The sequence below is a fragment of the Marinobacter sp. genome, from assembly GCF_039977835.1.
GTDB lineage: Bacteria > Pseudomonadota > Gammaproteobacteria > Pseudomonadales > Oleiphilaceae > Marinobacter.
Window position 1 is genome coordinate 35,376 of the sequence record NZ_JBDWCL010000004.1, and the last position, 24,967, is coordinate 60,342.

17 protein-coding genes and 2 pseudogenes are annotated in these 24,967 nt (G+C 58.9%); 2 read left to right on the plus strand and 17 right to left on the minus strand.

What is annotated here, in order from left to right:
• The 7 genes and pseudogenes from ABJM11_RS00620 to folE form a co-directional block, all read right to left on the minus strand.
• Positions 1 to 432 (minus strand): annotated as a pseudogene (locus tag ABJM11_RS00620) (MerR family transcriptional regulator).
• Positions 433 to 522: 90 nt separating this feature from the next.
• The gene (locus tag ABJM11_RS00625; protein WP_348296833.1) at positions 523 to 843 is read right to left on the minus strand and encodes a hypothetical protein; all 321 of its coding nucleotides are present in this window, start codon (positions 841 to 843) and stop codon (positions 523 to 525) included.
• 58 nt (positions 844 to 901) lie between these two features.
• A complete protein-coding gene (locus tag ABJM11_RS00630; RefSeq protein ID WP_348296832.1) occupies positions 902 to 3,163 on the minus strand; it encodes an EAL domain-containing protein in 2,262 nt (753 codons plus the stop codon).
• 51 nt (positions 3,164 to 3,214) lie between these two features.
• Complete coding sequence (locus tag ABJM11_RS00635) at positions 3,215 to 4,513, minus strand: HD-GYP domain-containing protein (protein WP_348296831.1); 1,299 nt, start codon at positions 4,511 to 4,513, stop codon at positions 3,215 to 3,217.
• A 93-nt stretch (positions 4,514 to 4,606) separates the two neighbouring features.
• Positions 4,607 to 5,047, minus strand: a complete 441-nt coding sequence (locus ABJM11_RS00640; RefSeq protein WP_348296830.1) for a CoA-binding protein — start codon at positions 5,045 to 5,047, stop codon at positions 4,607 to 4,609.
• Between the two features lie 38 nt (positions 5,048 to 5,085).
• A pseudogene (gene folX / locus ABJM11_RS00645) lies at positions 5,086 to 5,439 on the minus strand (dihydroneopterin triphosphate 2'-epimerase); the annotation flags it as partial.
• A 26-nt stretch (positions 5,440 to 5,465) separates the two neighbouring features.
• The gene (gene folE, locus ABJM11_RS00650) at positions 5,466 to 6,032 is read right to left on the minus strand and encodes a GTP cyclohydrolase I FolE (protein WP_348296829.1); all 567 of its coding nucleotides are present in this window, start codon (positions 6,030 to 6,032) and stop codon (positions 5,466 to 5,468) included.
• A gap of 194 nt (positions 6,033 to 6,226) precedes the next feature.
• Here folE and ABJM11_RS00655 point away from each other — a divergent pair, with 194 nt between their 5' ends.
• On the plus strand, positions 6,227 to 7,144 hold the full coding sequence (locus ABJM11_RS00655) for an alpha/beta hydrolase (protein ID WP_348296828.1): 918 nt from the start codon (positions 6,227 to 6,229) through the stop codon (positions 7,142 to 7,144).
• Here the strand turns inward: ABJM11_RS00655 and ABJM11_RS00660 are convergent.
• Positions 7,053 to 8,222 (minus strand): GGDEF domain-containing protein, encoded by a 1,170-nt coding sequence (locus ABJM11_RS00660; protein WP_348296827.1) that lies wholly within the window; start codon positions 8,220 to 8,222, stop codon positions 7,053 to 7,055. The genes ABJM11_RS00655 and ABJM11_RS00660 overlap by 92 nt on opposite strands.
• 177 nt (positions 8,223 to 8,399) lie before the next feature.
• On the opposite strand from ABJM11_RS00660, the gene ABJM11_RS00665 reads away from it, so the two are divergent.
• Positions 8,400 to 9,494, plus strand: a complete 1,095-nt coding sequence (locus tag ABJM11_RS00665) for a patatin-like phospholipase family protein (protein ID WP_348296826.1) — start codon at positions 8,400 to 8,402, stop codon at positions 9,492 to 9,494.
• A 31-nt stretch (positions 9,495 to 9,525) separates the two neighbouring features.
• Here the strand turns inward: ABJM11_RS00665 and ABJM11_RS00670 are convergent, their stop codons facing one another.
• From ABJM11_RS00670 to ABJM11_RS00710, 9 genes are all read right to left on the minus strand, one after another.
• A complete protein-coding gene (locus ABJM11_RS00670) occupies positions 9,526 to 10,563 on the minus strand; it encodes a PAS domain-containing protein (protein WP_348296825.1) in 1,038 nt (345 codons plus the stop codon).
• 112 nt (positions 10,564 to 10,675) lie between these two features.
• Positions 10,676 to 11,488 (minus strand): iron chelate uptake ABC transporter family permease subunit, encoded by an 813-nt coding sequence (locus ABJM11_RS00675; protein ID WP_348296824.1) that lies wholly within the window; start codon positions 11,486 to 11,488, stop codon positions 10,676 to 10,678.
• Positions 11,475 to 12,251 (minus strand): zinc ABC transporter ATP-binding protein ZnuC, encoded by a 777-nt coding sequence (gene znuC, locus ABJM11_RS00680; RefSeq protein ID WP_348296823.1) that lies wholly within the window; start codon positions 12,249 to 12,251, stop codon positions 11,475 to 11,477. The genes ABJM11_RS00675 and znuC overlap by 14 nt, the downstream gene beginning before the upstream one ends.
• A complete protein-coding gene (locus ABJM11_RS00685) occupies positions 12,244 to 12,735 on the minus strand; it encodes a Fur family transcriptional regulator (RefSeq protein WP_348296822.1) in 492 nt (163 codons plus the stop codon). Before ABJM11_RS00685 ends, znuC begins: the two co-directional genes overlap by 8 nt.
• Positions 12,736 to 12,821: 86 nt before the next feature.
• Positions 12,822 to 13,283 (minus strand): chemotaxis protein CheW, encoded by a 462-nt coding sequence (locus ABJM11_RS00690; protein WP_348296821.1) that lies wholly within the window; start codon positions 13,281 to 13,283, stop codon positions 12,822 to 12,824.
• Positions 13,284 to 13,294: 11 nt separating this feature from the next.
• Entirely contained in the window at positions 13,295 to 14,347 is a 1,053-nt protein-coding gene (locus tag ABJM11_RS00695) for a chemotaxis protein CheB (protein ID WP_348296820.1), read from the minus strand.
• Positions 14,347 to 21,891, minus strand: a complete 7,545-nt coding sequence (locus ABJM11_RS00700; protein WP_348296819.1) for an Hpt domain-containing protein — start codon at positions 21,889 to 21,891, stop codon at positions 14,347 to 14,349. Before ABJM11_RS00700 ends, ABJM11_RS00695 begins: the two co-directional genes overlap by 1 nt.
• Before the next feature lie 11 nt (positions 21,892 to 21,902).
• Positions 21,903 to 22,802, minus strand: coding sequence for a CheR family methyltransferase (locus ABJM11_RS00705; protein ID WP_348296818.1), 900 nt, complete (start codon positions 22,800 to 22,802; stop codon positions 21,903 to 21,905).
• A gap of 27 nt (positions 22,803 to 22,829) precedes the next feature.
• Complete coding sequence (locus ABJM11_RS00710) at positions 22,830 to 24,905, minus strand: methyl-accepting chemotaxis protein (RefSeq protein WP_348296817.1); 2,076 nt, start codon at positions 24,903 to 24,905, stop codon at positions 22,830 to 22,832.
• Between the last annotated feature and the right edge of the window lie 62 nt (positions 24,906 to 24,967).

Below are 24,967 nucleotides of genomic sequence, written 5' to 3' on the forward strand. Positions count from 1 at the left end.
TTACTCCTTCTTACCTGTTTCCGGGGCGGTCTCGTCCCAGTGTTCTATAAGCTGGCAGATCGTATGGCCGTCCGGCGTGCCGTCCGGCATGTCCTGCTAGGCAGAAAGCGCCGCGGTCATGCGGTTGCGCAGTTGCTGCAGCTCAGCAATCTCGCGCTCTACTTCCGCGAGCCGATGCCGAAAGACGTCCCGTACCATAGGGCAGGGGGAGTGATGATCCTCCGCCTGCTCCAGAATCTGCCGGATTTCCGGGAGTGAAAAACCGAGTTGCCGCGCCTTGCGGGCAAAACGTAATCGCCGCAGGTCTTCTGCGTCGTACAGCTGATAGTTGTTGTCCGGATTCCGAGTGGGCTTCAACAACCCTTCCCGGGTATAAAACCGGACGGTATCGGGGTTAACCCCCGCCCCCATAGCAATCTCTTTGACTTTCATAGCGCAGCAGCCACCCTAACTTGAACGCCACGTGGTATAGGTTAAAGGTAGACTAAAACCTGTGAGCTACTCACAGGTCAAAGGTTTTTTTCAGGAAGAGGTGTTTTTTGCGCGCAGGAAGGTGCCACAGGCCTTGCACTGGTCCGGGGCCATCAGTTTGGCTTGCCAGCCGATTTTTTCCCCGCACGCGGGGCAAGTGAGGCGCAACTGAAGGGCAATGATGGGCGTGATTAACAGAGCAATGATGACACCCAGAGGACCCCAGCTATCGCCACTGGAAAGTCCGAGCTGGCTGCTGAAAACCAGAATCACAATCAGCGAAAAGAACGCGAAAATAAAATAGCGCTTGTTCCAGGTCTCCCATCGCCGCAGGCGGTCATCCTGTTCCCTGGTCAGATAGTTTGCAGTCATAAATTGGTACCTTGAAAGCTGATACCGGAATAGTGGTGATTCGCAGCGCCCTTTTCAATCAGGTACCAACCGGCGTATCAACATTCAGAATGCCGGAACTCAGCGCTTTTTCCAGATCGGCGGCGGGAACCGGGCGGCTGATGAGGTAGCCCTGGATCAGATCGCAGCGATGATTTTTCAGGAAATTCAGCTGTTCCTGGGTTTCCACACCTTCGGCCACTACCTGAATGCCCAGGTTATGCGCCAGATTGATGACTGCACGGGTAATCACCGCATCGTCGTGGCGTTCGGTGACGTCCGTAATAAAAGACCGGTCGATTTTCAGCAGGTCTACCGGAAAATCCCTCAGGTAACCGAGCGAAGAATAGCCAACGCCAAAATCATCGATGGCCAGCTGCACGCCCAGTTTGTGGAGCTTGGAGAGCTGATTGAGGTTGTGCTCGATATTCTGGATAAAAATCTCTTCGGTCAGCTCCACTTCCAGGTGATTCGCTGGCACGCCGTGGGACTCCAGTGTTTCCTGGATATGATCAACTATGCTCTCATCATCCAGCTCACGGCCTGACAGGTTCACGGCGATGCGAAGGCCGGCATAAGGGCTGTTCTGCCAATCAGCCAGTTGCTTGCAGGCAGCCTTGACCACCCAGCGGCCGATATCAGTAATGCGCCCGCTTTCCTCAGCCAGAGGAATGAAATCGATCGGCGGCAGCAGGCCTCTGCGAGGGTGCTGCCAGCGGATCAGCGCTTCCACACTGTTGATGGAGGAATCGTTGAGATCCAGTTGGGGCTGGAAATAAAGCACGAATTCGTCATTGGCCAGTGCCTGGTCCAGGTCTTTGTCCAGCTCCAGGCGCATGACTTCCCGCTCCTGCATGCCTTCGGTATAGAACTGGTAGGTATTCCGGCCCTGCTCCTTGGCCCGATACAGCGCCACGTCTGCATTACGCATCAGAGTGTCGGCGTCCAGGCCGCTCTGGGGATACACCGCCACTCCCATGGTGGCGGTGACGCCGTGCTTTTGTCCCTGAACGTGATAAGGCTCATCAAAGCACTGTTTGATCTGTCCCAGCAGATTGATGATGTCGTCTATGTTTTCCACGTGCTGTTGGCAGATCATGAATTCGTCGCCGCCGGAATAGGCAACCATGATTCGTTCATCGCTGAGGGCGTTGAGGCGTTCGGACACCTTGATCAGCAACTCATCTCCGAACTGGTGCCCGAGGGAGTCGTTGAGCATCTGGAAGCGGTCGAGGTCTATCATTACCAGGGCGACCTGACGCATCTGTCGGTCTGCGATGCTCAGGGTGTGAACCAGGTCTTCCATGAAAAATCGGCGGTTGGCCAGACCGGTCAGGGTATCTGTGGTTTCAAGTCGCGCCAGGTCCTGTTGTACAGCCTGGCGCTGACTGATTTCTGCATCCAGCTCGCGGCGGGTTTTCAGCAATGCCTGATTGCGTTTGAGAATCTGCTGAACCAGTAGCGTGGTGAGGCTCGTCAATGCCCCCATGCACAGCATGATCACGAAGGTCACGAACGGCCAGTTGCTGCGATGATCTTTTACCCAGGACATGGAAGGGGTAACGGTCAGGGTCCAGTCCATGGTCGGCAGCTCTACACTGGCGGTGCTGGAGAATGAGGTGTCCGGGGTGACTGACTGGCCAAGGACGTACGCAGGGCGGCCGTCATCCAGGATGTCGATGCGGAAGGACTCCAGTGGACGTCCGGAGAGAAGTTGTCGGGCAAGGGTTTCCATCTGGAAGACGCCGGCAATAAACCCTTCGTTGGCCGCGCCGGAGAGTACTGGCGCATAGATGACCAACCCACTGCCACCCTGTTTCAGATCAATGACGCCGGAAACATCAATATTGCCCGTTGACCTGGCTGCTTCCAGGGCCTGCCGACGTTCCGGCGAGGTGGCGACGTTGTAGCCGATGAGGTCTTCGTTTTTCTGGTAAGGTTCCAGCCAGCGAATAACAAAGTTTTCGTCAATCCACTCGATCGCCTGGTAGACGCCAAAATCAGCCAGGTAATTCCGGGCATCCCGCTCCCAGGTTTCGCGGGCCATGTCCGGGGTGGTTTCCCGCCGTTTTGCCATCCGCCCAATGGCATCCACATGAACCAGAAACTCCCGTTCAAGACGAGTGGCCATGGACAGCGCTTCGTTGTCCAGATTGGACTGGATCTGGGAATTGTCCTGCTTTTCCATGCCATATTGCAAAACCAGAGCAATGCCCATGAACACCAGGAATATCAGTGCTGGAAAGGCCGGGTTCAGCAATCCCCTGACAAACAGGGTCAGCGTCGAGGCAGGTTTGTCCACAAAGTGCTCCGTTTGCTTGATTGACTGAACCACATATCGGCCGGATTCGTCCTATTGTGAGGTATAAACGCGATGATCTGTTACCAATTGGTGAATCCGTGCCTGCAACGATATCCCAAACGCGCCATCGGGGAGTGGGCGCGTGATTTCCGGTTGTTCCCCTGGCGCCGGATTTGCCAGGTCAATCATTCTCGGTGTAATCGCCTTTTTCTCGGTATCGAGAAGAACCTCCACCCTGGGTTTGAGTTTCTTGCCAGGGTGTGCCGCCACAATCAACGCCACTTCTCCGGTGGTCAGTTCCACCAGGGTTCCCGGTGGGTAAATGCCAACCATACGGATAAAGGCTTCCACCATGTCGGCATCGAACTGCCTGCCACGGTTACGGTACAGGATGCGGATGGCGTCGGATGTGGGAATGCCATCCCGATAGCAGCGGTCGCTGGTCATCGCGTCAAAGGCGTCGACAATCGACACCAGGCGGGCGAAACGGCTGATCTGCCACTCCTGCAATTGCTGCGGGTAGCCAGAACCATCGATGCGTTCGTGGTGATGACGGGTGACATCGCGAATGATCGGGTCCAGTGTTGTATCCGCACGCAACAACTCGTAGCCGAAGGTGGTATGTTTCCGCATGATCGCGAATTCTTCGCGGGTCAGTGCACCTGGCTTGTTGAGTATCTCTGCTGGTACTTTCAGTTTGCCGAGATCATGAAGCAGGCCACACAGGCCGGCAATCTCCAGATCTTCGTCCGGCATGCCCAGAAAACGGGCAAACGCCACTGTAAAAATGGCGACGCGCAGGCAGTGCTCAGCTGTGTAGGCGTCACGGGACTTGATGCGGCTCATCCAGAGCATCGCGCTGGCGTTCGCCTTGATGCTTGCAACGCATTCGCGGATGACTGGACGCGCCTCCTGCAGGTTAAGGTCATTGCCCTGCTCGATGTTGCGGGTCACCTGCTCCACAAAGGTTTGCGTGTTGGTCCATGCCTTGCGGGCGCGAGGTATTTCTTTCGACAGCGGCCGGGTTTCAGACATTGGCCTTGAAGTGCGCTGCTTGTGCAATGCCACCTGGTTCAGCGCCGTCGACAATATCTCGTCATCACCTTCGACGAGCACCCATTCGCAGTATTGGCGGAGGATACGGGCCTGGTCGGGGGTTTCGATGGTGAAGCCCTGGAACAACACGGGAACTTCAGTCCAGGGGCGGTCCAGTTTGACTACCCGCATACCGGAGGCGAGCAGATCCACCGGTAGCCGTACCCGCTGAATGCGGGTGATGGTATCAGGTCCCAGGGGGCTTGCTGTTGGCCTTCGCGAAGGCTTCTTGCTGGTTTTACGTCGGAACCACATGGCTCTGCCAGTCTTCTGATTTTCGTACCTGATTATCTCAGAAATCCAGTCTCCGGGACAGGTCTATGGTTAAGATGCCGGGCGGCACCCGCATCACAGGACAGGTTGTGCCACGGGAGGTATGCCAAGGCGGGGGATTTCCTGTTTGGGGCATTTGTCCATGACCACAGTGACCCCCGCATTTTCCGCTCGCAACGCCCCCTCTTCATTAATGACACCGATCTGCATCCAGACTACCGGTATCTCCTTTTTGATAGCGGCATCGATGACCGGGTCGGTGTGATCAGGGGCAAGAAAAAGATCCGCCATATCAACGGGGATGGGGACGGAAGCAAGATCAGCATAGACGGTTTCGCCGAGCACTGTTTTACCCGCCAGCCTGGGGTTGACCGGTATCACCCGGTAGCCGCGCCCCTGAAGATAGGCCATGACTTCATGGCTGGGACGATTGGCTTTGTCGCTGGCTCCGACCAGTGAGATGGTGCGGACGGTTTCGAGTATTCTGCGTAGCTGTTCGGGATTGTTGCGGGACATGGCGATACCGGTTCGTCAGGTGGCCCGGTGCGCCTCAAGACAGACACCGATTCGGCATAGCGTAGCGCATGGGGCTTGTCGATTTCCACTGCGGCCCAACGGACGGCTTCATGCTCCATGACAATGCTGAGTACTTCGTGTGTAAGCCGCTCCAGAAGGGTAAAGCGGTTGCCGTCTACGTGACTGATGATCTGCTTGGTAATGGTGCGATAGTTCAGCGCCGCACGGATGTCATTCTGATTGATGGCGTCTGCAGCATTGTAGGTCAGCCGCACGTTGATCAGCACATCCTGCTGATTGTTGATCTCTTCGTCCTTGATGCCGATATAGGCGCGTAGCAAAAGGTCCTTTATGCGCACGGTTGCCTGGTGGTTACCGGTCACTGCTGTCATCTGGACTCCTCGATACTCATGAATATTCAGCGATCCCGGATCAGCGTCAGGAATTCAGTCCGTGTTGCCTGGGACTTGCGGAACTGGCCCAGCATCATTGAGGTTTTCATGCGGGAGTTCTGTTTTTCCACGCCGCGCATCATCATGCACATGTGTTGTGCCTCAATAACAACAGCGACGCCCTTGGCGCCAGTAACCATTTCCACTGCTTCGGCAATTTCACGGGTCAGGTTTTCCTGGATCTGAAGACGACGGGCATACATGTCGACAATGCGTGCAAATTTGGACAGCCCCAGCACCTTGCCCTGCGGCAGGTAGGCAATATGGCACTTTCCGATAAACGGCAACATGTGGTGTTCGCACATGCTGTAAAGCTCGATATCCTGAACCACCACCATTTCGTCCATGGCAGACTCGAAGACCGCATTGTTAACGAGGCTTTCGAGGCTCTGTTTGTACCCCTGGGTCAGAAACTGCATGGCTTTCGCTGCCCTCAGGGGGGTGTCCTGAAGGCCCTCGCGGCCCGGATCTTCGCCCAGGCCAGCGATAATCTGCTGGAAATGGCTGGCCAGGTCGTCAAGCTTGTTGGTCATATAGGCTTCCGGAATTGGTATTCGGTTAAAAGGCGAAAGCTTAAGGTAATTTGCCGATGTCCTCCAGAATTACGATCACCTGGATCAAAAAGACCATGCCGACCGACCCGGTTCGCAAAATGCCCTATGGGATATGGCAGGCCCGGCTGGTTTGATTTAGAGTTCCACACTCAGGCGGGGTTCAGGAAACCGGAATGGAACAGGTGATACCAGGAACGCAGGGCCAGACAGCTCACGAATCGGGGAAAGGAACCCTGGAGGGCTGGCAGCAGGAGGGAAAATGGTTCTCTTACGGGGGGCATGCCATTTTCAGCCGCATGGCCGGGCAGGGTGACGCCCTGGTGCTGCTCCATGGCTTCCCCACGGCGAGCTGGGACTGGAACCGGTTGTGGCCATTGCTGGTCCAGCACCATACGGTATTCACCCTCGACATGCTGGGCTTCGGCTTCTCCGACAAGCCCGCGCTTTACGATTACAGTATCGAAGATCAGGCCGACATGATTGAGGGGTGGATTGCCGGCCTCGGGTTAAAAGCTGTGAGTATCTTTGCTCACGATTACGGATGCAGCGTGGCTCAGGAATTACTGGCCCGTGACCAGGAAGGCGTGTTGCCCTTTGCCATCACCCGGGTGGGCTTTCTCAACGGGGCGCTTTTCCCGGAAGTGCATAGTCCCCTGCTGATACAGAAACTCCTGCGCAGTCCTTTGGGCGGGCTGATCAGTCGTGGGTTGTCCCGTGGTACCTTTGAGCGGAATTTCCGGCGTCTGTTCGGCCCGGGCAGCGCACCCGGGCCTGAAGACATGGATGATTTCTGGTATCTGCTCACCTACAACAATGGCCGTGGCATTCTGCACAGGCTGATTCACTTCATGGAAGAACGTCGGTGCCACCGCCATCGCTGGGTGGGGGCGCTGCAGAATGCGAGGCAGCCGTTGAGGCTGATCTCGGGCGTGGCAGACCCGGTTTCGGGCGCCGCCATGGCCAGACGCTATCGCGAGCTTGTACCGGACGCGGACGTTGTCAGCCTGCGCAATGTCGGTCATTACCCGCATTTTGAGAGTGCCGCGAAGGTCTACAGGGCCTGGCGTGAATTCTGTCGGCAGACGGATTAGCCGCGCCTGACACTAGGCGTCGGCTAACAGAGGGTCGGTGTCTTCGGGAGGGAGAGCTTCCCGGCGCCTGGCAGCGTTGGCTACCTGGTTCCGCCCCCCTGGATTTGGCTTCATAGAGGGCCTGGTCGGCTCTGTTCAGCCATACCGACCAGGTTTCGCCCTTATCGACTTCTGCCACACTGGCGCTGGCGGTTACCTGGATGCCTTCAACGAAGGGGCGGGCGCTGATGGTGGTAAGCAGCTCCCTGGCAACCTTGTCGGCGTCTTTCTGACGTGTTTCCGGCAGGACCAGCATGAACTCCTCGCCGCCAATGCGGAACAGCCGGTCATTTGCCCTCAGGCGCTTATTCAGCCTGGAGGACAGTTCCTGCAGAACCCTGTCGCCAGCCAGATGTCCCCAGCGGTCATTAATGGTCTTGAAATAGTCCATGTCCAGCAGTATCAGGCTGGAAACCCGTTCATAGCGCTCACGCATCTGGATCCGGCCATTGAGGATCTCGGCCAGTTGTGACCGGTTAAGGCAGCCTGTGAGCGGGTCCGTGGTGGCCAGCCGGGTCAGCTCCGCCTGCAACCTCCCTACCAGCCAGGCGAAGATCATCACGAACAGGCAGGTCAGTACCAGAGAGAAAGTGATGCGCCAGAAATCGGCCTCCGGAAACGAGACAAACGACACCACCGACATGCAGAACACAAATACGATGTTGCTGGCAGTCGCCTCCTTCAGGGGAAGCAGAAAGAACACGGCCGCGGCGGCGGGGTATGCCCAGTAGAGCCCGGCATGGCCATTTATTGTGGTGGAATAAACAGCGCAGATCACCGCCAGCAGCGGGAACAGTCGCCCCTGGAGGAAATAGAGGTTGCGGAACCGCAGCAACGCGATGACGGCAACCGCATTCAGGCAGAACAGCGTGAGCAGTAAGGCCAACAGAATATTGCCCTGGCGCCACTGCACCATGACCAGAGGTGTAACGGCTACGAACGCCCAGAAGTGCAGGTGATAAACGATCTGTCGCTTGAAACCAAGTACCGCAAGGGTGGGGTTGGTAGCCAGGTTGGTTGTGGCGGTGAGTGGGTTCACAGCATACTCCGGCTGTTTATGGTGTAACTGGGCTTCCTGAAACAGTTTTTTCGCAGTCTAGCACTTCCTTGCCGGGAAGATAGTGGGTTTTCAGGCCCGGTAGTAATGCCACCACCACGACTATGGCTGCCTGGCCTGCAGTTCGATAAACTTGCGTGCTCTGAGCAAGGAGCCATTATGACCGCCGTTCACACGCGCCCCTCCGCGCTGACCATCCGTGCGGGCAGCCGTGCTTTCAAACGGTTGCAGGACAAGCCATTTACCGCAGCAGACGTGCATGTTGTGCCCGGAGCGGCCGGTGGCCCCAAGGCACTGGGGATTTCCGGCCTCGACAAGGCCATTTTCGGGGACTTCCTGCCTGCGGTTCCTCAGGTACGCGCGCTTATCGGTTCTTCTATCGGGAGCTGGCGGTTTGCAGCGGTAACCTCAACGGATGATCCGAAGTCCCAACTGGGCCGGCTGGCTGACCTGTACACTTCCCAGCGCTTCGCCAAAGGCGTAAGCATGGCGGAAGTCAGCCGCAAGAGCGTGGTGTTCCTGGATGAGCTGCTCTCCGGCTGTGAAGACCACATTCTCAACCACCCCTGGTACCGCCTGAACATCGTTGTGGTGCGCAGTCGTGGCATGTTGGAACACGACACCAGGGGCCGCCTCAGCCTGGGCCTGATGAATGCCATCAGTGCCAACATGGTCAGCCGTCGTCACCTGGGCCGCTTTATGGAACGAGGCATCATCCATGACGCACGGGTAAGAGCTCCACTGGCCAAATTGGTGGACTTTCCCAGCCACGAAGTAGCGCTGAACCGAGACAATCTGATGCCGGCACTGCTGGCTTCCGCGTCCATTCCCATGGTGATGTCTGGCGTGCGTAACATTCCCGGCGCTCCAGATGGCCTGTACCGCGATGGCGGCCTGCTGGATTATCACCTGGACCTTCCCTACGAGCAGCCCGGGGTTATTCTGTACCCTCATTTCACCGACAAGGTTGTGCCGGGCTGGTTCGATAAAACCCTGCCGTGGCGCAGAGGCGACGCCACCCGGTTACAGGATGTGCTACTGGTGTCGCCGTCGGCTGAATACCTGGAGTCGCTGCCGGATAAGAAACTGCCGGATCGCAAGGATTTCGAACGCTACCTGGGCGACGACGCCGGACGCGAGCGCGCCTGGCGCAAGGCCATTGCCGAGAGTGAACGCCTGGGAGATGAATTCATGGAACTGGTGGCGTCCGGCCGGCTGAAAGACGTATTGCGGCCTCTGGAAGGCAAACGCTGACGGTTCGGGGGTTCGGGCAACCGGCACTGCGCTACTGGACCGCCTGGGTACCGGGCTGCAGGCTAAGCCGGTAACCGCTGAACCCGTGTAACGTATCCCGCAATGCCAGTACCCGAACAGTCACTGGTACCCGCTGGCGATTGGTGTCCAGCAGTTTCAGGTCAATGCGCTGTATTTGCTGCTCCTGTCTCGCGGCCTGGAGGGTCCGGTGGAAATTGTCCAGGTAATCCGGCACCACCAGCTCGTCGAATGGGAGACCGGAAAGATCAGCCGGAGCTTTTTGCAACAGATCAGCCACCTGGGGCGAGATGTATCCTGTGGCAGCCGCTTCATCGAGCTCACAGATAGTGGCTCCTGAGAGCGCCACCAGGTCGCGGCTGCGCTGTTCACTGTCATTCAACGCCTTCCGCAGAATGGATTTTTCCACCTGCATGTTGTTGAGTTGCTGATGGTATTCTTCGCGCCCCCGTTCCGCCCTGCGAAAGTGCATTTGCCAGCGTCGTAAATGTAGGCACAGCAGTACCACAATCACCGTTGCCAGAAGGGTCATCACCAGCCCGGCCAGCCACACGAAGCGAAACGACTGCTGGGCCGGGCGTTCCAGAAACCGGGCGTCGGGCAGGGTGGTCAGCAGCCACCGATGCTCCCCGATGGAGATTTCCGTGCGCAACGATTGTGAACGGTCCGGATTTGCTGTGTGAATGGTCTGGAACAGCGGAGTTTTGGTGTGACGTTCCAGGGTATCAATGCGAAGGTTGATCATGCCCGGAACGGAATTTTTGAAAACGGTAGCCAGCCATAGTCCCACCGCTGCCGAGTCGTTCACCGGCTCCTCAGGAACAGGCTCGTCCGTGACTATGGGAGGAAGTTGCTCATAGCCGCTCAGTTGCGCAACCAGTGTGTTGTGCTGCCGGTGGTAGACCTCTTCGGCCAGGCTGCGGGCCTGGCTTTCCAGTACCAGTGCGGTGGCGCCGGTAACCACCAGGCCGGCGGCAAGAATCAGCAGCGGTGCCCACAGGTGTGGCAGCACCGGGGAATGTCCTTTCCCTGTCAGTTCGGGGCTTTCCATAGTCTGTCCGTAACCGTTGGCGAGATTTGGGGGTGACTGCCTGCCCTCTACTCTAGTCCACACTTCAGGCCACGGCCACAGCCCCGGCAAACTCTACCCTTATTACTCCCGGTCAGGACTGGGTCTGGCGCGCCGAACCGTAGACCAGCAGAAAAACACAAAAGGCAGTAACGACCACGGACGGGCCGGCGGGTGTATCCAGGTGCCAGGACAGCGTCAGGCCCCCGCTGACGGCCACGAAACCGAAGACAATGGCCAGCGCCACCATGTGCTCCGGATTGTATGCCAGGCGGCGGGCGGTAGCAGCCGGGATAATCAGCAGGGCGGTGATCAACAGTACCCCGACGATCTTCATGGCCACGGCAATCACGATAGAAAACATCAGCATCAGCGCCAACCGCAGGCGTTCGACTGGCACGCCTTCCACTCTTGCCAGCTCTTCATGAATGGTACTCATCAACAGCCCCCGCCAGAGCAGTGTCAGCAAAGCCAGAATCAGCGCGGCACCGCCATAGATCCAGAGCAGGTCATGGCGACTCATGGCCAGCAGGTCGCCGAACAGCAGGCCGGTCAGGTCAATCCGGATGTCGGGCATGAAGCTGAGTGTCACCAGGCCAATGGCCAGGGCACTGTGGGCCAGGATTCCCAGCAGGGTGTCAGTGGCCAGCGTCTTGCTGCGGGAGAACAGGACCAGGGCCACTGCCAGTACCACGCAGGTAATGATCACACCCAGGTTGATGGGAACACTGATCAGGAAACTCAGGGCAATGCCCAGCAGCGCGGAGTGGGCCAGGGTATCGCCGAAGTAGGCCATGCGCCGCCACACCACGAAACAGCCCAGTGGTCCGGCCACAAGGGCGACGCCAAGGCCACCGATCAGCGCACGCCAGAAAAAGTCCCCGAGGATGGCATCAATGATGGACATGGGAGCACTCCCTGTGGTCATCATCCTCGCCCGTAACTACGTCACCGTGCAGGTCGTGGCTGTGGTTGTGGCGGTGATGGTATACCGCCAGGCTTTCCGCAACCGGGCGGCCGAAGGTCTCGATGAAGGCCGGGTCGTGGGAGATATCCGCAGGGTACCCGCTGCAGCAGACGTGCTGGTTGAGGCAGATAACCTTGTCTGTGGCGGCCATGACCAGGTGCAGGTCGTGCGAGATCATGATCACGCCGCAATGAAGCTCGTCTCTCAGGCTTCTGATCAGGTCGTAAAGGGCCGCCTGACCATTTATATCCACGCCCTGAGCCGGTTCGTCCAGTACCAGCAGATCCGGCCTGCGGGCCAGTGCCCGGGCCAGCAGTAGTCGCTGCTTCTCACCTCCGGACAGGCGGTGGACCGAGGCATCAATCAGGTGAGCTACGCCTGTTTTCGACAGTGCTTCCCGGCATTCCACGTGGGAGCGACCACTGAGCAGCATGAACCGCTTGACGCTGAGTGGCAGGGTCGTCTCCAGGGTCAGGTGTTGGGGCACGTAACCGATGGTCAGCCCGGGAGCCAGGGTGAGAGCACCGTCGGAAATTGGCTGAATACCCAGGATGGCTTTGATCAGTGTGGTCTTGCCGGCACCGTTGGGGCCGATAATGGTAATGATATCTCCCCGCTGGACCCGCAAGTCCACGTGATCCACCACGGGGCGGTTGTCAAAGCTGACGGTTACCCGTCTGAGTTCTACCAGCGCCTCAGCCATGGGCGTGATCCGGAGCACAGCCTGGGCAGTAGCCCGAAACCTCAACGGTCACATCGTCCGGCCGGAAGGACTCTTCCGCTGCTGCCATATGGACCGCACTGGACACAGCGGGTGCTGTCAGTTCCAGCACGTTCCCGCAGGAGCGGCAGATCAGGAACATGCCATTGTGACTCTTGCCGGCATGGGTGCAGCCTGTAAACGCATTCAGCGAGGCAATACGATGCACCAGCCCGTATTGCTGCAGGAAATCGAGGGCACGGTAAACGGTGGGTGGCGCGGCATTGTGGCCATCTTCTGCCAGCACAGCGAGCACGTCATAGGCACCCAGGGGCTTATGTGACTGCCAGATCAGCTCCAGTACCCGCTCGCGGGTTGGTGTCAGGCGGGCATTGTGTTGCTGACAGATGGTTCTGGCCTCAGCCAGCGCCTGGGCAACACAGGCGTCGTGATTGTGGGGACGATAGGGAAGAGCGCTGGATGACATGGGCACTGTCCTGCGAAATTTGCAACATTATAACATTAGCAAATAACAGTGCCACGTCTTCGTTGGCTGTCCTCGCGGTGGTTAGGCTAGCGGGAAGCTTCCAGTGCGAGGGACTCAAGGTAGCCAAGGTCCGGAATAATGGCGGTTTCGCCTTCGACTTCCACTACCATCAGGTCGGCAGGGCCGGTTTCGCCATCGATTTTATTAACCTGCTCTTCGGTCAGACGCGTCTGACTGGGAATGCCCTGGGTGATCAGGGCCATAAACGGTACCGAATTGTGATGATCGCCGATGGTGTTCAGTACCACAATGCGACCCCGATTGCCGCCGGGAACGGTAAGCTTGCCGCCATTGGCTGCATCGTATGAAATAACTGGCAGATTCAGGCCGCGCCAGTCCAGTTCACCGACCAGCCATTCGGGCGTGTTGGGTGCGGGGTCAGAGCTGGCAAAATCCACGACTTCCGCTATCGAAACGTTCGGTAACAGCAGTTGTTTTCCGCTCATGGGGATCATTACACAGGGCAGGGTTTGGCTGTTGTCGTTCATTACTCATTTCCTCAGGCGGAATCCCGTTTTTGCCGGCCCTTGAGCAGGCAGGATTCTTCAATCGTTTTGACGAGTTCTCGGGCCAGCTGTTCCGGCGTGCCACAGAAAACGGAGCAGCCAGTGGCCGCCACGGAGTCCGGCATCGAACTGTTTCCACAGCTGGTGCTTTCCTGCACCCAGATGCGGCTACCATAAGCTTTCAGCAAAGGCGCAGCAATGGCACCGTCGTTGCCCATGCCGGAAAACACGATGGCGTGGCAACGGGCGCCATAATGGTCCCCGATATTCAGCAGCACCTGGTCAATGGACGGGCCATAGGGCCCTGGCCAGGGGGTATCCCGCTGCAGGAGTGCACCGCTGTCGTCCAGGGTCCATTCGTGCTCAACCGGCATCAGGATAACGTCGCCGTTATGAATGCGGTAGCCGCTTTCCGCGGGCTTCAACTGGTAGTGGGCATGGCGCCCCAGTACCCGGGTCAGTACTTCGGTGAAGTTGTTGTCGATGTGTTGGGCATAGACAAAACCCACAGGCAAGCCGGGTGGGAGGTTGTCTAGAAAGGTTTTAACCGCGGCCGGGCCACCGAGTGATGCGCCCAGAATCCAGATTTCTTCCGCTGGCAGATCCGCCGATGCAGGCGGAATCCAGTGAGGCAGCGTGGGTGACGTCGCCGCCTTTGGATGCTCGTTGGCCAGTTCCTCAATAGCGGCGGCGGAATCCAGTTTCTCGATATGCCCGAGCGACTGCTCCAGCTTGTCCAGCAACCGACGTTCCCAGCGGAAATATTCGGTACTACCGGGCTTCGGGGCCGGATCGAGGCCAAACAGCACCGGTGCTTCGGTGTTTTCCAGCAGATGATCGAACAGGACCGGGTGGTCTGCCTCGTCTTCGAGGGTAATCAACCAAAGGCTGGCCTCCGGAAAATCGGGGTAACCCTGGAGGCGTGCCGGGTCGCCGGAAAAGCAAACATCCAGGCCGAACCTGGACGTGGCTTCCTGCAGCCGGTGTCGCTGCAGCACGATATCCGAGACGATACCGACCGCTGGCCGTCCTGGCTGGCCGGTCATCACTGCTTCCCGGTCAGCCGCGCGATGGTGTCCAGCAGCTCGGTTTCCTGGAAAGGCTTGCCGAGGTATTCGTTGACACCTATGGCCAGCGCCCGTTCACGGTGTTTTTCACCGGTACGGGAGGTGATCATGCAGATCGGCGTATCCTTGAGGTTTTCATCATGGCGCACAAAACTGGCCACTTCGAAACCGTCCATGCGGGGCATCTCGATGTCCAGCAGGATGATGTCGGGTTTGTGGTCCTGCAACTGTGCCACAGCGTCCAGGCCGTCTTTGGCAGTGATCACTTCCATGCCATTCCGCTCCAGCAGGCGCGAGGTGACCTTGCGTACGGTGACCGAGTCGTCCACCACCATAACCACGGTGGACTGTTCCACCCGGCGTGAGGCTTCCCTGGCCTTCTCGAGGCTGGCAATTCGCTGACGCTCGGAGAGGATATCGGACCGGATCATCGCCGGCAGGTCGAGGATTACCACCACGTTGCCGTCACCAAGAATGGTGGCGCCGGAGACGCCCCGCACGGTACTGAACTGCGGGCCGAGGGATTTCACCACGATCTCGCGGCTGCCCATCAGGCTGTCCACCTGTAGGGCCATGGGCTGCTCGGCACCGCGCACCAGGATTACTGGCAGCGGCAGGGCCTGGCCCTGAAGTTTGGGATGATGGTCGCTGTTGAGCAGGCTGCCCAGGTACTGCAGGCGGTACTGCTGGCCGGCATATTCGTACAGGGGGGCGTCCGGCTTGTAGTATTCCTCAAGCTCGTAGGTGCTGACCCGCACGATACCCTCGATGGTGTTCAGCGGAATGGCATAGAAATCCTCACCGGTAGACACCATCAGTGCCCGGTTGACGGATACCGTGAACGGCAGGCGAACGGTGAAGACGGTGCCTTTGCCGACAGTGGAATCGATGTCCAGGCTGCCGCCAAGCTGCTTGATCTCGCTGGCCACCACATCCATGCCGACACCACGGCCGGAAATCTGGGTGACCTGCTGGGCGGTTGAGAAGCCCGGCTGGAGGATGAACTGCAGGACCTCGCGCTCGCTCAGGTCTTCATCCGCTGACATCATGCCCTGGCGAATCGCCTTGTCACGAATAACCTGGGCCGGAATGCCGGCGCCGTCGTCGATCATTCGCAGTACCACATCGCCACCCTCGCGGGTCAGCGACAGGGTAACCTCCCCGGTTTCCGGCTTCCCGGCTTTCTTGCGGTCCGCCGGTTTCTCGATGCCATGATCAAGCGCATTACGCAGCATGTGTTCCAGCGGCGCGATCATGCGTTCAAGGATGTTGCGGTCCATTTCCCCTTCCGGGTTACGGACATCAAACTCGACCTTCTTGCTCAGCTCGCCGCTGATCTGGCGAACGATCCGGCGCAGCCTGGGTACCATGGAGGCAAACGGGATCATCCGGGTCTTCATCAGACCTTCCTGGAGTTCCGTGTTGATCCGTGATTGCTGCACCAGCAGAGTTTCAGTATCCCGTACCCGGTCGGACAGGGTTTCCCGCAGGTCCGCAAGGTCAGAGGACGATTCCGTCAGAGCCCGCGAGAGCTGCTGGATGGCGGAATAGCGGTCCATCTCGAGAGGGTCGAAGTCGTCGCCGTAGTCCGGGCCGTGTTCCTTCTCGGCACGGAACAGGATCTGGGTTTCGGTCTCGATTTCCATCCGGCGCAGCTGTTCACGCAGACGCTCGATGGTGGCGGCCATCTCGTCCAGGTTGTGGCTGAAGTCGCTGGTTTGCTGTTCCAGGCGGCCACGGGTAATACTGGTCTCGCCCGCCAGGTTAACCAGTTCGTCCAGCAACGGGGCGGATACCCGGATGGTTTCCTGGGGTGCGCGCTGGGCGGCGCCCGCTTTTGCCGGCGACTTGGATGGCCCCTTGTTGGGTTTGGGCGCTGGCGCAACCGGTTTTTCCGGTTCAGCCGGCTTTTCGTCGGCGACTGGTTCTGGTGGCTTGGGTACTTCAGACGTTCCGGATATATCGGCTTGCGGTTTGGCGAGTTCCGGAACTGCGCCGGTATTCTCGAACCGTTTACGGATATCGGCGACCAACGACACTATGGCATCATGGTCTTCGGTAATGGCCCGCCAGGCTTCTTCGCCCGGGGTGTTGCCACCCAGGTCTATCAGTCGTGTTTCCAGGCCATGGGCCTTGTCACCCAGTTCGCCGAGTTGCGATAGCCGTGCGCCACCTTTGAGGGTGTGCAGGGCACGCTGGGCTTCCTGGTTGAAATGGTGGTTGGCCGGATCTTTGCGCCAGTCGTCCAGTAACTGTTCCAGCTGGTCGAGAATCTCGCCGGCTTCTTCCAGGAAGATCTCCAGCACTTCGGCATCAACAGCCTCTTCGTCGCTGACGGCGCCGGCTGGTGTAGCTGATTCGGACAGTTCGTCGCCGGAGGCCCTGTGGGCATCTTTCAATGCGCTTACCAGAGCGGTGTCAGCAGCTGGTTTGGTGCCGTCTTCCAGGCTGGAAAGCATGTTTCGCAAGGCGCCGTGGGCTTTCTCGCTAAGCGCCAGCAGGCTGGACTGATTGCTGGCACCGGCAATCAACGGGTCGAGGGCGTCTGACCAGGCTTCGGCCAGATCGGCAATGGGGTCAACATCAGACAGGCGAGCGCCACCCTTGAGGGTATGCAGTTCCTGTTGAAGCTGGGTCACGCCAACCAGCTCTTCCGGCTCGTCCTTCCACTGGGCCAGACATTCGCCAATGGCCTCGTGAATCTCCACGCCTTCATCGAGGAAGATGCCCACCAGGTCATCGTCCGAGGCCTGTGCAATAGCGTCCGCAACGGAAGCAGACTGCTCTTCGGTTTTTTCGGGCTCATCGGATGCGCCAGTGGTCGCTTCCGGTTCTTCTGCAGGTTCTTCAGGCTCTGCAGCAGGCATTGGTTTGCCAGAGAGAATAGCCTGTACCTGGGCGACCAGCTCCGTGGCGGGCGGGCATGGCTTCTGGGTAGCAACCTGCTCAACCATCTGCGCAAGCCGGTCGTGGCAGGCAAACAAAAGATCGTTCATGTCGTCACTGGCACTGAGCTGGCCCTCGGCCACTTTCTCGAACAAATCTTCCAGCACATGGGTGAGGTCGCCAATGGCGTCAACACCGGCCATGCGGGCGCCGCCCTTGAGGGTATGCACGTCACGCTGCAGCTCCGCCGCGACTTCGCGGTTGGAGGTGTCTTCACTCCAGGTATGCAGGGCGCTGCCGGTCGAGTTGATCAGGTCGTAGGCTTCCTCCAGGAAGATGCCAATCAGCTCCGGGTCGAGATGGGACAGATCGGTGGCGTGTTCCTCTTCCGGCGTGTCTTCCGGGGCATCCGCCGGAGACTCCGGTGCCGGACCATCGTCCTCTTTCAGATCGTCAGGAGGGATGGTGTCAGCTTCTTCGGTGCTATCGTGGTTCACGTCCGTTACCGGACGAGAACCAGTGGCGCTGTCCATGTAGGCGTGGATTTCACTGATGAGGTCCGGTGCCGGCCGGGGTGCTTCATTCTGCTCCAGGGCTTCGACCATCCCTGCCAAACGGTCGTGGCAGCGGAACAGTAAGTCGGACAGTTCAACGGTAACGGCAAGGCGCTGTTCTGTCAGGCCTTCGAAGAGGTTTTCCAGCTCGTGGGACAGGTCGCCAACCGGGGGGATGTCGGCAAGACGGGCGCCACCTTTGAGGGTGTGCAGGTCCCGTTGTAGCAGACGCAGCAGGTCAAGGTTGTTGGTATTGTCGCTCCAGCTCTGCAGGGCGTCGGCGGTGCTGTCGATCAGGTCGCGGGCTTCCTCCAGGAAGATCTCCGCCAACTCCTGATCCATCTCTTCATCGGTTTCCGCCAGCGGCGGCAGTTCGTCACTTTCGTCCGGGGTGTCCTCGGCCTCAAGATCAAAGCTGCGGTCGATCTCTTCCAGGTCGCCGGTGAATTCCTGCTCAAAGGGGTCGGGCGTTTCACCGGAGGTGGCCAGGGCGAGTGCGTCGAGGCCGGCAATCAGTTCGTCACCATTTTCCGTGGCCAGCCCTGCAGCCACCTGATCCATCATGTTGATCAGATGTTCGTGACCTGCACGGATGGTATCGAAGAAGTACGGATCCGGCTGGAACCCGGGCTCTGCAGCGCGCTCATAGACGTTTGTCAGTGCCCCTGAGAGTTCGGCGACGTCGGTCAGATCAGCCTGTTGCGCACCGTCTGTCAGCTGCCGCAGCTCCCTGCGCAGGGTATCCAGTGCCGAGGTCTGTTCGGGGTTTTCCGCCCACTCGTCAAGAATGCGGTCGGCGTCCAGCAGGATATCCAGGCCTTCGTTGAGGAATAGCTGAACCAATTGGGGTCGGTTGTCCTCTTGCTGGTCATCATCACGGGAACGGGCGCCGCGCAATGTGGCATTGCTGATCTCTTCCAGCCTTTCCAGGAAGTTTTCCGTTCCGGGAAGATCGCCCTGCGGGTTCTCGCGGATCTGGCTCAGGCCCTGGGTCAGGAAATGACAGGCGTCGCCAATCAGGCTGACGACGTCCTGATCTGCCCGCTTGTTCTGGGCTCGGGATTCTTTAACAAATCGTTCCAGCGGAGTAATGACAGCGGCAATCGGGCCAATACCCGCGGTATGCGCGCTTCCTTTCAGGGTATGAAGAGCGCGGGAAAGGTCGTCGGTATAGGCAACGCTGGCCTTGTCACCGGCGGCGTGAAGGAACTCCTGCAGGGTCTGCAGGTGGGTTTCGGTTTCACTTTCAAAGATGTCCAGCAGTACCGGGTCGACCGCGGTGTCTTCGTCGTCATCAGGCTGCAGTGGCTCCGCCGCGGATTCCTGGTCAGCAGTCGTCTGCGGCTCCGAAGGCGGCATGGTGCTGGCGTCAGGGATCTCGCCATTGGCGAGGGCCTTGGCGCGGGCTTCCAGGGCCGAGGTATCACGGGACGCAGCTCTGCGCTTCTCGAAGTCTTCAACGAGTTCCGGAAGAACCGCCGTTACTTCGTCCAGCAAAACTGCTATGTCGTCGTTCATGAAGATGCTGCCGTCGATCACGCGGTTCAACATGTTCTCGACCGACCACGCGAGCTCGCCAACGATCAGGGCGCCAACCATGCGGCCACTGCCCTTCAGGGTGTGGAATGCCCTCCGGACTTCCGACAACGCGGTACGGTCATCGTGCTGCCTTAGCAGCATGGGCAGGAATTCCCGGATGGTGTCCAGAACCTCACCGGCTTCCTCGATAAAAATCTCGAGAATTTCGTCGTCGATAAGGTCGTCTTCCTCGCTATCTTCAGTCGCGGATGGCCCCGGAGCAACGGGTGTTTCTGCCGGGCTCTCTGAGAGTGCTTCCGCTTCGGCGCTGCTGTCAGATTCGGCTACGGGTTCTGAGGCGGCACTTTCACTGTCGGTTTTGCGGGTGGTGGACATGGCTTCGGCGCGCTCGATCAGCTCTGCCACATCACCATCTGCCTGGCCAGTACGGAAGTCGTTGATCAGTGCCGGAATCCGACCGTTAACGTCGTCGATCAGGCTGAACATCTCGTCGTTGGGGCGCAGCGTCTGGTCAATCACCCGGTTCAGGAGATTCTCCACTGACCAGGCAAGCTCACCAATACTGGTGGCGCCTACAAGCCGTCCGCTGCCCTTGAGGGTATGGAATGCTCGGCGGACTTCGGTCAATGCGTCGCGGTCGTCGTGATTCTGGCGTAGGCGAGGATAGAACTCGTTAATGGTTTCGAGGACTTCTTCAGCTTCTTCAACGAAGATGCCAAGAATTTCGTCATCCAGTAGCTCTTCGTCGGAGCCTTTGGTGTCACCTGAGCTTGCGTCGGCGGTTATTTCGGGCTCTACCACCGGTACGTCTTCTTCCGACGGATGTTGCCAGGTGGGTTCTTCGCCAACCGGGAAACCGAGGGAAGCAAGGCTGGCTTCAGCCACGCTGAGCACACTGTCGTTGTCCTCAATACCTTCAGCAAGCCGCTCCAGATAATACTCAATGCTTGTTATTGCGTCAGCCAGGGTGTCCAGCTGTTTCCAGTCAGGCACCTGTTTGCCACCAAGCAGTACATCGGTGATGTAGCGCTCGGCGGAGGCGAGCATATCGGCAACACGGCCCAGGGGAATAAGGCTCAGGCCGCCGCGAATGCTGTGGAGCAATCCGGGAACATGTTCGATTTCGCCGGTTTCCCACTGCGAGGCAATAAAATTGACGATAGCGGTCTTGACCTGCTCGAGGGTATTGCGTGACTCCCTCAGCAGGGCGCCGTTGGCTTCACCCAGTTCTCGCGAACCCATATTGACGGATTGCTGATCGTCATCGGCACGGTTGCTCTCGGACTGCCGGTCGCTGTCGAGCCCGGCCAGGCTGGCTTCGACGTATAACAGGGCACCGGCAATATCCATCAGGGTACCGTCATCCACGGCTTCAGGCTGGGCGGAGAGCTTTTCCACCAGTTCGAGCTGTTCGGTAATGACCTTTCGGGGTATGCCCAGGCCCAGCACCGCCAGGGTATTGGCCACCTGGCGCAGGCCCGGCAATAGCTCTTCCAGTTCGTCGTTCTGGCGTAGCTCTGAGCGAACGAACAGGTCCAGTTGATCCTTGAGCTTGGCAAGCTCTTCGTTCAGGGCGCTGACCACCGAGTGAATGGCGTCGCGGCCAGGGCCGGAGACCCGGGTTTTGGCGGCATCGACGTCATCGTCGGACGGCAGGGCCTGTTCCAGCCGATAATCGTTACGCAGTTCCTGCACCAGCGGCGTGTCCAGGTCCCGGGCGCGGGCGACATAGTACAGCAGGTGCTTGAGCAGGGCTTCTGGTACCTGCTGCTGCAGGATATCCACATGCTCGTCGGTCAGACGGCGTATTTCCGCATCCAGTTCACGCAACAGTGCCTTGACGGCTGTATTGACCGGATTGACGTGCTCCTGAAGGGTTTCCACAAAGGCACCTGCGGCTTTCCACAGCTGACCCCGGGGGGTTTTCTGGCACAAGCGGATCAGCCGCTGGATTACCTTCTGCATGTAATCGAAATGAGCGTCCAGGTCGGCCTCGCGAACCACGCCGGCGAGTGCGAACTGGTACATCTGGCGAAGCTTGCGGATATGGCCGAGAACCTTTGGATCCTGCAGGCGCTGGGACACATTGGAAGCAGCGGCAACCTTCGAGGGCGCCAGATCGGGTTTGAACAGCGATGTGTCGGAAAGTAGCGATTCGCCCCGGGCAGCCCGGAGATCGTTCAGCAGCGGCAGCAGCACCATCGGAAAGTCATCCTTGCTGCTGGCAAGGTGTTCGAGGTACTGGGGAAGCTGCAGGATAGCCTGCATCAATACTTCCACCGCATCGTCCACACTGGCAACGGTTTCGTTCAGGACGGCCTGGGTGAGCTTCTCCATTTCCTCGGTCAGCAGGGCTGCGCCGTAAAGCTCAACCATCTGCAGAGTACCGTGAACCTGGTGGAGATAGTTCAGGCAGAAGCGCAGGCGCGCGGTGTCGTCACGATTCTCGACATACGCTTCCAGTGCCTGCTGACCCTGGGTCAGCGTGTCCTGTATTTCGCCACGAACCCAGTCCAGGGCGATGCTGTCATGGTGATTGCCCATAACCACTCCGGTTATTCTTCGTCAGTCTGGCGTTTGATCCACGCCAGCACATGTTCCGAGGGTACCCTCTGTAAGCCAGGGGGCTGCCAGTCGGTCAGTTCCCCCTGGCCCAGGACCAGCAACCCCCCGGGCGCCAGCCGCTCTGCAAGCCTTTTTACGATTTCCCGCCGGCGCCAGCGCCGGAAATAAATCAGCAGATTCTGGCAGAAGATAATGTTCATTCCGTGCATGGGAGCGTGTTTCAGATCCAGCACATTCAGCCTTGTGAAACACACCCGCTCCCGGATGCTTTTTACAATTTCAACGTTGTTCCGCTCTGCCGGCCGGAAGTACCTGGCCTTCATCGCTTCGTCCATTCCCATCAGCTTGCGTGCACTGAACAGGCCGGACTGGGCCTTGTCGATGGCTGGCTTGCTGATGTCGGAGCCAGTGACCCCGAACAATGGCTGCAGAGACAATCCTTCCATACACTCGTTCAGCAGCATGGCCAGCGTATAGGGCTCCTCACCGGTGGAGCAGCCTACACTCCAGGCCTCGAGGGGACGCTTTGTCAGCGCTTCACGGGGCCGGGTAAGCACATAGTCAGACACCAGCCTGAAGGCATCCGGGTCCCGGAAAAACCGGGTTTCCTGTACCGTCAGCCGGTCCACCAGGGTGGACCATTCCATAATGGCATCCGGGCCGGATACGATCTGCTCGTAGTAGGCCTGGTAACTGCTGCATCCGATCTCCCGCATGCGGATCCCGAGATTGGTTTCGAGAAACGACTTGCGGCCCGAAGGCAGGGTAATGCCAGTACGGTGTTCAAGCAGTGTCTGCCACTGGCTGAACTGCGCTTCGTCCATATCGGGGAGTCGGCGCAGTGACCAGATGCCGTCGGCAGGTGACAGATGGTTGCGTGTTTCAGCCATAAACTGTCAGCAGCCTCGGAGCGATAATCAGCTCACCACCGGGACGTCGCTGTCTTCCTCTTCTTCCTGATCGGCCGACTCTTCCTCGGGCAGTGTGAAGCCCGCTACAGAGGACCGCAGCTCGGACGCCATCTCTGCCAGGTTACCGATGGACTTCGCAGTCGCGTTGGTACCGGAAGAGGTCTGCGAGGTGATTTCCTGGATGACGTTCATGGTATTGGAAATGTGAGCCGCAGAAGACGACTGCTGACGCGCGGCGTTGGAGATGTTCTGGATCAGTTCCGCCAGGGACATGGATACGTTCTCGATTTCCTCGAGGGCGATACCCGCGTCCTGGGCCAGACGCGCACCACGGACCACCTCGGCGGTGGTGTGCTCCATGGAGATAACCGCTTCGTTGGTATCCGACTGGATCGTCTTGACCAGTGCCTCAATCTGCTTGGTTGCGGCAGAGGAGCGTTCCGCCAGTCGCTGAACTTCGTCCGCAACAACCGCGAAGCCCCGGCCCGCGTCACCGGCCATGGAGGCCTGGATCGCTGCGTTCAGGGACAGGATGTTGGTCTGGTCGGCGATGTCGTTGATCAGCGATACGATGTCACCGATTTCCTGGGAAGACTCACCCAGGCGCTTGATCCGCTTGGAGGTTTCCTGGATCTGTTCACGGATGTTGTCCATGCCGCGGATGGTGTTCTGTACCACTTCCGCGCCTTTCTTCGCGATCGCAACCGACCGCTCCGCAACCGCGGAGGATTCGGCGGCGTTCGAGGACACCTGGTCGATGGACACCGCCATCTCGTTAACCGCAGCGGAGGCGCCGGCAATTTCCTGCGCCTGGTGCTCGGAAGCATCGGCAAGGTGCATCGCAGTGGCCTGGGTTTCCTGGGCCGCTGACGCTACCCGTACGGCAGTACCACGAATCGCCTGTACCAGTCCGCGCATCTGGTCGATCGCGTAGTTGATGGAGTCGGCGATGGCACCGGTGAAGTCCTCGGTTACTGTGGCCTCCGTGGTCAGGTCACCATCGGCCAGGTCGGCCAGTTCGTCCAGCAGTCGCAGAATCGCGTTCTGGTTCTGTTCGTTCTGTTCCTGGGTCGTCGCCAGACGCTCCTGGGCTTCGCGGTAGAGAACCACACCGATCATGACAACGATACCAACCATCGCAGCCAGGATGATGAAGGCGAGAGTCGGGCTGATGAGCCGGGAGCCGGCCTGGCCGGTGAATCTCTCAGCAAGCACAGACATTTCGTCCAGCAGAACCTGTGAATTGGAGAAAATGTCGCTCGCCGCAGTACGAACCTTGAAGAGGTCGGGAGAGGCTTCAAGGATGGCGTCTACGTTCTGGGATACGAATTCAAACAGTTCACCAACAGCTTCGAGGCCATAGATGGCATCTTCATCGTTAACCTGGGAGATGCCCATGGCCGGGTTGCCGTTTACCTGGCCGTCGAGAACGCGGCCAAACAGGCTGGCGTCGCGACCGAACCGGTCCGCGGCGATAACCGCGTCTTCATCACCGGACAGTACGTTGTTGACCGAGCGAACAATCCGCTCTGCCAGCAGCGACTGGCGCTGGGCGAGGGCGATCTGTTCGGCAGGTGCGTTGTTGTCCAGCAGGATCTGTACGATGTCGTCGTATTCCACCTGGAGCTGCGGAATGGTTTCGTTCAGGGTGCGGGCAACCTCGTGGAGGCCGAGTACCGCATCGCGGGTAGACAGGATGCTGTCCGCGTTGTTCCGTACTTCCTGCCAGGTCTCCTGCACGCCGCTTTCCTGGGCAAGCTCGCTTGGGGGCAGGCCGGTGTCCGGGTTGCCATCAACCACATAACCCCACAGGCGCTCGAATTCGTCACGGGAACGGCGCAGCGCGTCGAAGGCCGAGGCGGTACCGCCCGCTGCTTCCGTCGCGTTCTTTGCAATTTCCTGTGACAGTACCCGCAGCTCCGAAGCGTGGGCGATGTAGGCCTGGTCGTTTTGGCTGTCCTTGTTGATAATGAACAGCACTGCAACGAGCAGGATGGTCAATGCGATCAGTGCGGCGATCAGGCCGGCAACGAGTTTGTTGCCTCCCTGTCCCATACTGAGTCTTCCGGCTCTATTTTTCATTTTCTGGCTCCCGGCCTCTTCATAATATTGGCAAGTTTGTTTCTGCGGGCGTTGGGCAGGCG